The sequence below is a fragment of the Streptomyces sp. NPDC028722 genome, assembly GCF_040637655.1.
Classification (GTDB): domain Bacteria; phylum Actinomycetota; class Actinomycetes; order Streptomycetales; family Streptomycetaceae; genus Streptomyces.
In genome coordinates this window covers 110,647-122,811 of record NZ_JBEZWU010000004.1, presented here as the reverse complement: position 1 = coordinate 122,811, position 12,165 = coordinate 110,647, and the positions used below count along the sequence as shown (strand labels likewise).

The following is a 12,165-nucleotide window of genomic DNA, read 5'->3' as shown; positions in this document are numbered from 1 at the left end:
CGAAGCAGGTCCCGACTCTCAAGTGACGGAATCGGCGTGATGAGCAAGACGACAGTCAACGACGTCTCCACGGCTCCCGGTCCCGGGCGCGCCGCCGACGCCCCGCGTACCGAAGGCGCCGGCCGCGCCCTCGCCCTGCTGCTGGTGATCACCGGCGCGGCCGGACTGCTGGCCGCCTGGGTCATCACGATCGACAAGTTCAAGCTCCTGGAAGCCAAGGTCGAGGGGAAGACCTTCACCCCCGGATGCAGCCTGAACCCGGTCGTCTCCTGCGGCAGCGTGATGGAGAGCAAGCAGGCCGCCGTGTTCGGCTTCCCCAACCCGATGCTCGGCCTGGTCTGCTACGGCATCGTCGTCTGCGTCGGCGTGACCCTGCTGGCCCGCGCCCGCTTCCCGCGCTGGTACTGGCTGACCTTCAACGCCGGCACCCTCTTCGGCGTCGCCTTCTGCACCTGGCTCCAGTTCCAGTCCCTGTACCGGATCAACGCCCTGTGCCTGTGGTGCTCGCTGGCCTGGGTCGCCACGATCGTCATGTTCTGGTACGTCACCTCGTTCAACGTCCGCAACGGCTTCCTGCCGGCCCCCCGCCCGCTGAGGTCCTTCTTCGGCGAGTTCACCTGGGTGCTGCCGGTCCTGCACGTCGGCATCATCGGCATGCTCGTGCTGACCCGCTGGTGGGACTTCTGGACCGGCTGACGGCGGTTCCCGCGTTGTCAGTGCCGTGTTCTAGGGTTTTGACGTGGAACCCGACCTTTTCACCGCTGCGGCGGAAGAACGCCAGGAGAAGGACCCGGCAGGCAGCCCCCTGGCCGTGCGCATGCGCCCGCGCACGCTGGACGAGGTCGTGGGCCAGCAGCATCTGCTGAAACCCGGCTCGCCGCTGCGCCGGCTGGTGGGCGAGGGCTCCGGCGGCCCCGCCGGGCCCTCCTCGGTGGTCCTGTGGGGTCCGCCCGGCACCGGCAAGACGACCCTCGCCTACGTCGTGTCGAAGGCGACCGACAAGCGGTTCGTGGAGCTGTCCGCGATCACCGCGGGCGTCAAGGAGGTCCGCGCGGTCATCGACGGCGCCCGCCGCGCCGTCGGCGGCTTCGGCAAGGAGACCGTCCTCTTCCTCGACGAGATCCACCGCTTCAGCAAGGCCCAGCAGGACTCCCTCCTGCCGGCCGTGGAGAACCGCTGGGTGACCCTGATCGCGGCCACGACGGAGAACCCGTACTTCTCGGTGATCTCCCCGCTGCTCTCCCGCTCCCTGCTCCTGACCCTGGAACCGCTCACCGACGACGACGTCCGCGGGCTGCTCCGCCGGGCCCTCGCCGACGAGCGCGGCCTGAAGGACGCCGTCGCCCTGCCCGCGGACACCGAGGAGCACCTGCTGCGGATCGCCGGCGGGGACGCCCGCCGCGCCCTGACCGCCCTGGAGGCCGCCGCCGGGGCCGCCCTGGCCCAGGGCGAGAGCGAGATCAGCCTGCGGACGCTGGAGCAGACCGTCGACCGCGCAGCGGTGAAGTACGACCGCGACGGCGACCAGCACTACGACGTCGCCAGCGCCCTCATCAAGTCCATCCGCGGCTCCGACGTCGACGCGGCCCTGCACTACCTGGCCCGCATGATCGAGGCCGGCGAGGACCCCCGGTTCATCGCCCGCCGGCTGATGATCTCCGCCAGCGAGGACATCGGCCTCGCCGACCCGAACGCGCTGCCCATCGCCGTCGCCGCCGCCCAGGCCGTCGCCATGATCGGCTTCCCCGAGGCCGCGCTCACCCTCAGCCACGCCACGATCGCCCTGGCCCTCGCCCCCAAGTCCAACAGCGCGACCACCGCGATCGGCGCCGCGCGGGAGGACGTACGCAAGGGTCTGGCCGGGCCCGTCCCGCCGCACCTGCGCGACGGGCACTACAAGGGCGCCGCCGACCTCGGTCACGCGCAGGGGTATGTGTACCCGCACGACCTGCCCGAGGGCATCGCCCGGCAGCAGTACGCCCCGGACGCCCTCCGGGACCGCGCGTACTACACGCCGACCCGGCACGGCGCCGAGGCCCGGTACGCGGACGCGGTCGAGTGGACCCGCGAACACCTCGGTCGCAAGCGGTCCTGACCACCCTGTAGACTGCTCCGAAGTGCTGACTCCCGTGCCGTCAGAGCGGGAGAGCCAGCCGGAGCTCCGGTCCCTCGCGGACCGGCTCCAGGAGCGTCGCGCACCGTCGAACGGTGTCGCGGGCAGCCCACCACCACCCGCGGTTACGGGACGGTCGGTGGGCCACTCGCGTGCTGCACGTATGTGCCCAGACCAGGGAAGCGGCTGCCCGGCAGGTCCCCTGCGGACCCGACGGGTTCTCCCGGCTGCGGATGCGACCTCCCTAAACGCTGACAAGCCGGAATTTCACGAAAAGAGACACAGACAGTGGCGAACCAGTCCCGCCCCAAGGTCAAGAAGTCGCGTGCCCTCGGCATCGCGCTGACCCCGAAGGCCGTCAAGTACTTCGAGGCCCGCCCCTACCCGCCGGGTGAGCACGGCCGCGGCCGCAAGCAGAACTCGGACTACAAGGTCCGTCTGCTGGAGAAGCAGCGTCTGCGCGCGCAGTACGACGTGTCCGAGCGCCAGCTCGTCCGCGCCTACGAGCGTGCCTCCAAGGTCCAGGGCAAGACCGGTGAGGCCCTGATCATCGAGCTCGAGCGCCGTCTCGACGCGCTGGTCCTGCGTTCGGGCATCGCCCGCACGATCTACCAGGCCCGCCAGATGGTCGTCCACGGCCACATCCAGGTCAACGGCCAGAAGGTCGACAAGCCGTCCTTCCGCGTCCGCCCGGACGACGTCGTGCAGGTCCGCGACCGCTCCAAGGACAAGACGCTCTTCCAGGTCGCCCGTGAGGGTGGCTTCGCCCCCGACGGCGAGACCCCGCGCTACCTCCAGGTGAACCTCCGCGCCCTGGCCTTCCGCCTGGACCGCGAGCCGAACCGCAAGGAGATCCCGGTGATCTGCGACGAGCAGCTCGTCGTCGAGTACTACGCCCGCTGATCCCGGTCACGGCGTAAGTCCTCAGCCCGCCGTCTCCCCGCCCTTCCGGGTGGGCGAGGCGGCGGGTTCGCGTTTACCGGCCGCCCCGCGCCTCCCGTCCGCGCCGCCGCCCGCGCCGCCGTCCCCGGGCACCGGCCCGCGCGGCCCCGGGAGCCCGGCCGGCGGCCGTGCCCGGCCGTGTCCCAGCGCCCGGGCCACCGCCGCCTCCCGGTCCAGCCCGGCTCCCTCCCGTACGTACGCCTCGTACCGCGCGTCGCCGAGCGCCTGCCGTGCGGACGCCTCGCACCTCTCGTGCGGGGCGTTGTAGTGTGCCGAGCCGAACAGCGGCAGTCCCACCGACGGCCACAGCCGGCCCGCCGCGCCCTGGAGCACGGCCGCCTCCGCCGCGTCGCCCTCGGTCACCGTCACCAGTGCCAGCAGTTCGATCACCAGGACACAGGCCAGCAGGTCGCGGAAGGCGTGCGCGTGGCCCAGACAGTCCGCCAGCAGCGTCCGCGCACCGGCACTGTCCCCGTCGAGCCAGGCCGCGTACGCCAGTACGTACAGGGCGTACGACCGGGTCCACCGCTCCCCGTGGTCGTCGCACACCCGGCGCACGTCCTCGCACAGGCGCACCGCGTCCGGCAGGTCCCCCTGGAACGCCCGGGTCATCGCCAGCTCCACCTGGCCCATCAGCACATTGCTGTTCAACTCGCCGATCTCCTGGTAGCGGGCCAGCGCCGACCGCAGCAGCGTCTCCGCGCGGGCCAGGTCGTCCGTGACCAGCGCCAGACAGCCGGTGCGGTGCTCCGCGTACGCCAGCGCCGTCGGGTCGGCAGCCCGTTCCGCCTGTTCACGGCACGCCCGGAGGGCCTTCAGCGCGGGCACGGCGTCGCCCTGGAGGACCGCCACGTAGCCGAGCACCCACAGCGCCTTCAGCCGGGACCGCTCGTACCCCGACTCCAGTTCCACGCTGCGCTCCAGCCAGCGCCGCCCCTCCGCGAGCCGCCCGCAGCCCACCCAGCAGAACCACAGCGAGGCCGCCAGGTACTGGCCGAGGTGCGCGTCCTCCGGGTCGGTCAGGGACACGTCCAGCGCGGCCCGCAGATTGGGCAGCTCGGCGTCCACCCGCGCGGCCACCTCCCGCTGCCGGGGCGAGAACCAGTCCAGCTCACACATGGTGGCGAGACCGAGATACCAGTCGCGGTGCCGCCGCCGCAGGCGTTCCGCGTCCCCGGTCGCCTCCAGCCAGTCGGCGCCGTAGGCCCGGACGGTGTCCAGCATCCCGTAGCGCGGGCCCGCCGGGGTCTCCTCGCGGGAGACGACCGACTGGGCGAGCAGCTCCGACAGCACGTCCAGGACGTCCTCGGCGGCCAGACCGTCCCCGCTGCACACGTACTCGGCCGCCTCCAGGTCGAAGGTCCCGGCGAACACCGACAGCCGCGCCCACAGCAGCCGCTCGGCCGGCGTGCACAGCTCGTGGCTCCAGCCGATCGCCGTACGCAGCGTCTGGTGCCGGGGGAGCGCGTTCCGGCCGCCGCCGGTCAGCAGCCGGAACCGGTCGTCCAGCCGCTGGAGCAGCTGCGCGGGGGACAGCGCCCGCAGCCGCCCCGCCGCCAGCTCCAGCGCCAGCGGGATCCCGTCCAGCCGGCGGCACAGCTCCCGTACCTCCGTGCCGTCGGCCACCGTGAGGCCCTGCTCGCGCGCCCGGTCCGTGAACAGCTCCACCGCCTCGTCCTCGCCGAGCGGGGCCAGCGGGAACAGCCGCTCGCCCACCAGGCCCAGCGGGCGCCGGCCCACGGCCAGCACTCCGAGCCGCGGCAGCTTCCGCAGCAGCTCCGCCACCAGCTCGGCACAGGCCGGCGCCAGGTGCTCGAACCCGTCCAGCACCAGGAGCATCGGCCGGCCGGCCAGGTGCTCCAGCAGCGCCTCGCGGGGCAGGCGGCTGGTCCGGCCGGTCAGGCCCAGCGCCTCCATGACCGCGTACTCCACGAACTGCGGATCGCGCACGGCCGCCAGGTCCACCCGCCCCCAGCCCCCGGCCCCCGGCGCACCGGCCTGCCGGCGCGCCGCCACGCGCACGGCGAGCCGGGACTTGCCGACCCCGCCCGTGCCGGTCACGGTCACCAGCCGCGCCCGGCCGAGCGCCGCCGTCAGCGCGGCCAGTTCGGCCGACCGCCCGACGAAGGCGGTGAGTTCGAGGGGCGGATCGGCGTCCGCCCAGGGGCCGGGGACCTGAGGACCTCGCATGGGACACGGAGCGTACTGAAGTGTGTTCATTCCGTACAATCGCTTCCCGCAAGTCCGCCGGTGGCGCCCGCCTGATCCGGTGCGGAGCCCCGGCCCCGGCGCGATAGGCTCGGGGCACTGCTTTTTTCATGGTTCCGATGTTCAGAGCACGTTTCAGGGAGCGGGTGCGCACAGTGTCCGGTGGAGAGGTGGCCGGGATTCTGGTGGCCGTCTTCTGGGCGATCCTGGTCTCCTTCCTCGCCGTGGCACTGGCGAGGCTGGCCCAGACGCTCAAGGCGACCACCAAGCTCGTGGCGGACGTGACCGACCAGGCGGTCCCGCTGCTGGCCGACGCCTCCCAGGCGGTGCGCTCCGCGCAGACGCAGATCGACCGGGTCGACGCGATCGCCTCGGACGTCCAGGAAGTCACGTCCAACGCCTCCGCGCTGTCCACCACCGTCGCCTCCACCTTCGGCGGCCCGCTGGTCAAGGTCGCGGCCTTCGGCTACGGCGTCCGCCGGGCGCTGGGCGGCCGCAAGGAGGACGCGCCCGCCGCGCCGTCCCGGCGTACCGTCATCGTGGGCCGGACGGTGCCGGCCGCACGGCGCAGCAGGCGGAACCGCGGAAACACCGAAACGTAGGAGAGCCGGTCACATGTTCCGCCGTACGTTCTGGTTCACCACGGGTGCCGCCGCCGGTGTGTGGGCCACCACCAAGGTCAACCGCAAGCTCAGGCAGCTGACCCCGGAGAGCCTGGCCGTCACCGCGGCGAACAAGGCCCTGGAGACCGGTCAGCGGCTGAAGGACCGCGCGGTCGGTTTCGCGCTCGACGTGCGCGACAACATGGCGCGGCGCGAGGCCGAACTGGGGGAGGCACTGGGCATCGACGCGCCCCCCGGACCGGCCGCCCCCCGGCGGTACGCCGCCATCGAGAACGACCGCAGCAACCCGAAGTACATCGAGAACCCGACGTACACGCACAACCGGAATGAGGACTACTGATGGAGTCGGCCGAGATTCGCCGCCGCTGGCTGAGCTTCTTCGAGGAGCGCGGGCACACCGTCGTCCCTTCGGCGTCGCTCATCGCGGACGACCCGACTCTGCTCCTCGTCCCCGCCGGCATGGTCCCCTTCAAGCCCTACTTCCTGGGTGAGGTCAAGCCTCCGTTCAGCCGTGCGACCAGCGTGCAGAAGTGCGTGCGCACGCCGGACATCGAAGAGGTCGGCAAGACCACGCGCCACGGCACGTTCTTCCAGATGTGCGGCAACTTCTCCTTCGGCGACTACTTCAAGGAAGGCGCCATCGAACTCGCCTGGGAGCTGCTCACCAGCCCCCAGGAAAAGGGCGGTTACGGCCTCGACCCCGAGCGCCTGTGGATCACCGTCTACCAGGAGGACGACGAGGCCGAGCGGATCTGGCACGAGGTCGTCGGTGTGCCCAAGGAGCGCATCCAGCGCCTGGGCATGAAGGACAACTACTGGTCCATGGGCGTCCCCGGCCCCTGCGGCCCCTGCTCCGAGATCAACTACGACCGCGGCCCCGAGTTCGGCGCCGAGGGCGGCCCCGCCGTCAACGACGAGCGGTACGTGGAGATCTGGAACCTCGTCTTCATGCAGTACGAGCGGGGCGAGGGCATCGGCAAGGACAACTTCGAGATCCTCGGGGACCTGCCGAGCAAGAACATCGACACGGGCCTCGGCCTGGAGCGGCTCGCCATGATCCTCCAGGGCGTGCGGAACATGTACGAGATCGACACGTCGATGGCCGTCATCGAGAAGGCCACCGAGCTGACCGGTGTCCGCTACGGCGACGCCCGGGCCTCGGACGTCTCCCTCCGTGTCGTCACCGACCACATGCGTACCGCCACCATGCTCATCGGCGACGGCGTCACGCCCGGCAACGAGGGCCGCGGCTACGTGCTGCGCCGCATCATGCGCCGCGCCATCCGCAACATGCGCCTGCTCGGCGCCACCGGCCCGGTCGTCCACGACCTGATCGACGTCGTGATCGCCATGATGGGCCGGCAGTACCCCGAACTGGTCACCGACCGCGAGCGCATCGAGAAGGTCGCCGTCGCCGAGGAGAACGCCTTCCTCAAGACGCTGAAGGCCGGCACCAACATCCTCGACACCGCCGTCACCGAGACCCGGCAGTCCGGCGGCACGGTCCTCTCCGGCGACAAAGCCTTCCTGCTCCACGACACCTGGGGCTTCCCCATCGACCTCACCCTGGAGATGGCCGCCGAGCAGGGCCTCTCCGTGGACGAGGACGGCTTCCGCCGCCTGATGAAGGAGCAGCGGCAGCGCGCCAAGGCCGACGCCCAGGCCAAGAAGACCGGCCACGCCGACATGGGCGCCTACCGCCAGATCGCCGACTCCGCCGGTGCCACCGACTTCACCGGCTACACCGACACCGAGAGCGAGACCACGATCGTGGGCCTCCTCGTCGACGGCGTCTCCTCGCCGGCCGCCACCGAGGGCGACGAGGTCGAGGTCGTCCTGGACCGCACCCCCTTCTACGCCGAGGGCGGCGGCCAGATCGGTGACACCGGCCGCATCAGGGTCGAGTCCGGTGCCGTCATCGAGGTCCGCGACTGCCAGAAGCCGGTCCCGGGCGTGTACGTCCACAAGGGCGTCGTCCAGGTCGGTGAGGTCACCGTCGGCGCCAGGGCCCACGCCTCGATCGACTCGCGCCGCCGCAAGGCCATCGCCCGCGCCCACTCGGCCACCCACCTGACCCACCAGGCCCTGCGGGACGCCCTCGGCCCGACGGCCGCCCAGGCGGGTTCCGAGAACCAGCCCGGCCGCTTCCGCTTCGACTTCGGCTCCCCGTCCGCCGTCCCGACGGCCGTGATGACCGACGTCGAGCAGAAGATCAACGAGGTCCTCGCCCGCGACCTCGATGTGCACGCCGAGGTCATGGGCATCGACGAGGCCAAGAAGCAGGGCGCCATCGCCGAGTTCGGCGAGAAGTACGGCGAGCGGGTCCGCGTGGTGACCATCGGCGACTTCTCCAAGGAGCTGTGCGGCGGCACGCACGTGCACAACACCGCCCAGCTGGGCCTGGTGAAGCTGCTCGGCGAGTCCTCCATCGGCTCGGGAGTGCGCCGTATCGAGGCCCTCGTCGGTGTGGACGCCTACCACTTCCTCGCCCGCGAGCACACGGTCGTCGCCCAGCTCCAGGAGCTGGTCAAGGGCCGTCCGGAGGAGCTGCCGGAGAAGGTCTCCGCCATGCTCGGCAAGCTGAAGGACGCCGAGAAGGAGATCGAGCGGTTCCGCGCCGAGAAGGTGCTCCAGGCCGCCGCCGGCCTCGCCGAGTCCGCCACGGACGTGCGCGGTGTGGCCGTCGTCACCGGCCGGGTCCCGGACGGCACCACCCCGGACGACCTGCGCAGGCTGGTCCTGGACGTGCGCGGCCGGATCCAGGGCGGGCGGGCCGCCGTGGTGGCCCTGTTCACCGTCAACAACGGCAAGCCGCTGACGGTCATCGCCACCAACGAGGCCGCCCGCGAGCGCGGGCTGAAGGCCGGTGAACTGGTCCGGACCGCCGCCAAGACCCTCGGCGGCGGCGGTGGCGGCAAGCCGGACGTCGCCCAGGGCGGCGGCCAGAACCCGGCCGCCGTCGGCGAGGCCGTCGAGGCCGTCGAGCGGCTCGTCGCCGAGACCGCCAAGTAGGGAACGGCCATCACGATGCGCAGAGGACGCCGGCTCGCGATCGACGTCGGGGACGCCCGGATCGGGGTCGCCTCGTGCGACCCCGACGGGATCCTCGCCACCCCGGTGGAGACCGTCCCCGGCCGGGACGTTCCCGCCGCCCACCGCCGGTTGCGGCAACTGGTGGAGGAGTACGAACCGATCGAGGTCGTCGTCGGTCTCCCTCGCTCCCTCAAGGGGGGCGAGGGCCCGGCCGCGGTCAAGGTGCGCGCCTTCGCCGAGGAACTGGCCGGCGGCATCAGGCCGGTGCCGGTGCGCCTGGTGGACGAGCGGATGACGACGGTGACGGCCAGTCAGGGGCTGCGCGCCTCGGGCGTGAGGTCGAAGAAGGGCCGCGCGGTCATCGACCAGGCGGCCGCGGTCATCATTTTGCAGCAGGCCCTGGAATCCGAACGGGTGTCAGGCAGCCCACCCGGCGAAGGCGTCGAAGTGGTCATCTGATCGCGATACGGTAACGTTCCGCGCGATGCGCCGGTGTTCGAACAGCCGGCGCACAGCAAGAGGCGGAGCGGACACCGGCCCACCGGCCGCGTGACCGCCGGCCTCGCGGCTCTAGGGGATCGATGACTGAGTATGGCCGGGGCCCGGGCTCCGAACCGTGGCATCCGCAGGACCCGCTGTACGGGGACGGCGGATGGGAAGGACAGCAGGCCCAGCAGGGTCAGCAGTCCCCCTACGGCGACCGGTCGCAGCACCATCCGCAGGAGCCGCAGTACGGCGACTGGAGCCAACAGCAGCCCGGTCACGGCGCACAGCAGCACCCGTACGACCAAGGACACGGCGAGCCCCGCTACGACGAGGAGTTCGCCGGGCACGCCCCGCACCAGTTCCAGCAGGGCGGCTGGGACGCCACCGGCACGCAGGGCCAGGTGCCGTACGCCGCCGACCCGGGTGACCCCTACGGGCAACAGCCCGTGGCCTACGGCGGGGAGCAGCCCGACCTGTACGGCACGGAAGAGGCCTATCCGCCGCCGGTGCCGCCCAGCCGCAGACGCCCCGGCCCGGACCCGGAGCCCGAGACGCCGGCCGAGGAGGAGCACGCCGTCCTCCCGGGCGGTGGCGTCGACGCGGACGACGACGAGGAACACGAGCTGCGGACCCGGCGCGAGCGGCGCGGCAAGAAACCCGTCAAGAGCAAGAAGGGCCGCACCGGCTGCGCCTGCATGGTGGTCGTCCTGGTCTTCGGCGGCGGCCTCGGCGGCATCAGCTACTTCGGCTGGAAGTTCTACCAGAACCGTTTCGGCGCGGCCCCCGACTACGCGGGCAGCGGAAACGGCCACCAGGTCACGGTGGAGATCCCCAAGAACGCCGGCGGCTGGCAGATCGGCCAGAAGCTGCACGAGGCGGACGTCGTCGAGAGCGCCGCCGCGTTCGTCTCCGCGCTCCAGGCCAACCCCCAGGGCAAGTCGATCCAGGACGGTGTCTACACCCTGGAGAAGCAGATGTCCGCCGCGAGCGCGGTGCAACTGATGCTCAGCCCGAAGAGCCGCAGCAACCTGATCATCGCCGAGGGCCTGCGCAACACGGCCGTCTACGCTCTGGTCGACAAGCGCATCGGCGTGGCCGCCGGCACCACGGCACGGGTCGCGAAGAAGGAGTACAAGCACCTCGGGCTGCCCGGCTGGGCGCGGAACCACCCGTATCTGAAGGACCCGCTGGAAGGCTTCCTCTACCCCTCCAGCTACGCCGTCATCAAGGGCCAGAAACCCGAGGACGTCCTGAAGAAGATGGTGTCCCAGGCCACCGCCAAGTTCCAGGAGCTGGGCGTGGAGAGCCGGGCCAGGTCGCTCGGCCTCGACAGCCCGTGGCAGCTGCTCACCGTGGCGAGCCTGGCGCAGGCCGAGGGCACCAGCCACGACGACTTCCGCAAGATGGCCGAGGTCGTCTACAACCGCCTCGAGCCCGACAACCCGCAGACGTACGGCCGGCTGGAGTTCGACTCCACCTACAACTATGTGAAGAACCAGTCGAAGATCGACCTCAGCATCGCCGAGCTGCGTAAGTACGACAACCCCTACAACACGTACTTCTCCAAGGGCCTGCCGCCGGGTCCCATCGACAACCCCGGTGAGGAAGCTCTCAGGGGAGCGCTCGATCCGACGCACGACGGCTGGTACTACTTCATCTCGATGGACGGCAAGACCAGCAAGTTCACCAAGACGCTCGAGGACCACGAGAAGCTCGTCAACGAGTGGAACGCGTCGAGGAAGAAGAACTGACGGCGGGACGGATCTCCGGGCGTACGCGAGGAAGAACGCGGCCCGGACGCGGGGACACGCCCGCACCCGTGAGGCACAAGGACAGGTTTCCATGACATCAAGGGCAGTCGACGGCCGCCGGGCCGCCGTGCTCGGTTCGCCCATCGCCCACTCCCTCTCCCCGGTGCTGCACCGCGCCGCCTACGACGCGCTCGGGCTCACCGGCTGGACCTACGACAGTTTCGAGGTCGACGAGGCCGCCCTGCCCGGCTTCCTGGACCGGCTCGGACCGGAGTGGGCGGGGCTGTCGCTGACCATGCCGCTGAAACGGGCGGTCATCGCCCTGGCCGACGAGATCAGCGAGACCGCCGCCGCCGTCGACGCGGTCAACACGCTCGTCCTCACCGAGGACGGCCGCCGGATCGGCGACAACACCGACATCCCGGGCATGGTGGCCGCCCTGCGCGAGCACGGCATCGACCAGGTCGACTCCGCCGCGATCCTCGGCGCCGGCGCCACCGCGTCCTCCGCGCTCGCCGCGCTGGCCCGCGTCTGCACCGGCGAGGTCGTCGCCTACGTCCGCAGCGCGGCCCGCGCCGCCGAGATGCGGCAGTGGGGCGAGCGGCTCGACGTGGAGGTCCGTACCGCCGACTGGGCCGACGCCGCCGAGGCACTGCGCGCCCCGCTGGTGATCGCCACCACGCCCGCCGGCACGACCGATGCCCTCGCCGCCGCCGTACCCGAACGCCCCGCCACCCTGTTCGACGTGCTGTACGAGCCCTGGCCCACCGAGCTGGCGGCCCGCTGGTCCATGTTCGGCGGCGCCGTGGTCAGCGGCCTGGACCTGCTGGTGCACCAGGCCGTCCTCCAGGTCGAGCAGATGACCGGGCGGGCGCCGGCCCCGGTGGAGGCCATGCGCCGCGCCGGCGAGCACGCGCTCGCCGCCCGCTGACACCGCCGCGAGGCGTCCGTCCTGTGGACCGGAGGCCGCCGCGCCCCCCGGACGTGGGAGGATCGGGGGTGGCGTACC

General features: G+C 71.7%; 10 protein-coding genes. 9 read left to right on the top strand and 1 reads right to left on the bottom strand.

Going from position 1 to position 12,165, the window contains the following annotated elements:
• Positions 1-39: 39 nt before the first annotated feature.
• From AB0F03_RS08130 to rpsD, 3 genes are all read left to right on the top strand, one after another.
• Positions 40-696 (top strand): vitamin K epoxide reductase family protein, encoded by a 657-nt coding sequence (locus AB0F03_RS08130; RefSeq protein ID WP_361987703.1) that lies wholly within the window; start codon positions 40-42, stop codon positions 694-696.
• 43 nt (positions 697-739) lie between these two features.
• Positions 740-2,095, top strand: coding sequence for a replication-associated recombination protein A (locus AB0F03_RS08125; RefSeq protein WP_361987701.1), 1,356 nt, complete (start codon positions 740-742; stop codon positions 2,093-2,095).
• 306 nt (positions 2,096-2,401) lie between these two features.
• Positions 2,402-3,016, top strand: a complete 615-nt coding sequence (gene rpsD / locus AB0F03_RS08120; RefSeq protein ID WP_121789752.1) for a 30S ribosomal protein S4 — start codon at positions 2,402-2,404, stop codon at positions 3,014-3,016.
• Positions 3,017-3,037: 21 nt separating this feature from the next.
• Here the strand turns inward: rpsD and AB0F03_RS08115 are convergent, their stop codons facing one another.
• A complete protein-coding gene (locus tag AB0F03_RS08115) occupies positions 3,038-5,245 on the bottom strand; it encodes an AAA family ATPase (protein ID WP_361987699.1) in 2,208 nt (735 codons plus the stop codon).
• Between the two features lie 164 nt (positions 5,246-5,409).
• Between AB0F03_RS08115 and AB0F03_RS08110 the strand changes: the two genes are divergently transcribed.
• The 6 genes from AB0F03_RS08110 to AB0F03_RS08085 all read left to right on the top strand — a co-directional run bounded on the left by AB0F03_RS08110 (position 5,410) and on the right by AB0F03_RS08085 (position 12,087).
• Complete coding sequence (locus AB0F03_RS08110) at positions 5,410-5,865, top strand: DUF948 domain-containing protein (RefSeq protein ID WP_361988219.1); 456 nt, start codon at positions 5,410-5,412, stop codon at positions 5,863-5,865.
• Between the two features lie 13 nt (positions 5,866-5,878).
• Positions 5,879-6,226: a hypothetical protein gene (locus AB0F03_RS08105; protein ID WP_361987697.1), complete on the top strand. Its 348-nt coding sequence runs from the start codon at positions 5,879-5,881 to the stop codon at positions 6,224-6,226.
• A complete protein-coding gene (gene alaS / locus AB0F03_RS08100; protein ID WP_361987695.1) occupies positions 6,226-8,898 on the top strand; it encodes an alanine--tRNA ligase in 2,673 nt (890 codons plus the stop codon). Before AB0F03_RS08105 ends, alaS begins: the two co-directional genes overlap by 1 nt.
• A gap of 15 nt (positions 8,899-8,913) precedes the next feature.
• Positions 8,914-9,378 carry a Holliday junction resolvase RuvX gene (gene ruvX / locus AB0F03_RS08095; protein ID WP_361987694.1) on the top strand — a complete coding sequence of 155 codons (465 nt, stop codon included), beginning with the start codon at positions 8,914-8,916 and terminating at the stop codon, positions 9,376-9,378.
• A gap of 122 nt (positions 9,379-9,500) precedes the next feature.
• Positions 9,501-11,156 (top strand): endolytic transglycosylase MltG, encoded by a 1,656-nt coding sequence (gene mltG / locus AB0F03_RS08090; protein ID WP_361987692.1) that lies wholly within the window; start codon positions 9,501-9,503, stop codon positions 11,154-11,156.
• Positions 11,157-11,247: 91 nt separating this feature from the next.
• Positions 11,248-12,087, top strand: coding sequence for a shikimate dehydrogenase (locus AB0F03_RS08085; protein WP_361987690.1), 840 nt, complete (start codon positions 11,248-11,250; stop codon positions 12,085-12,087).
• Positions 12,088-12,165: the final 78 nt, after the last annotated feature.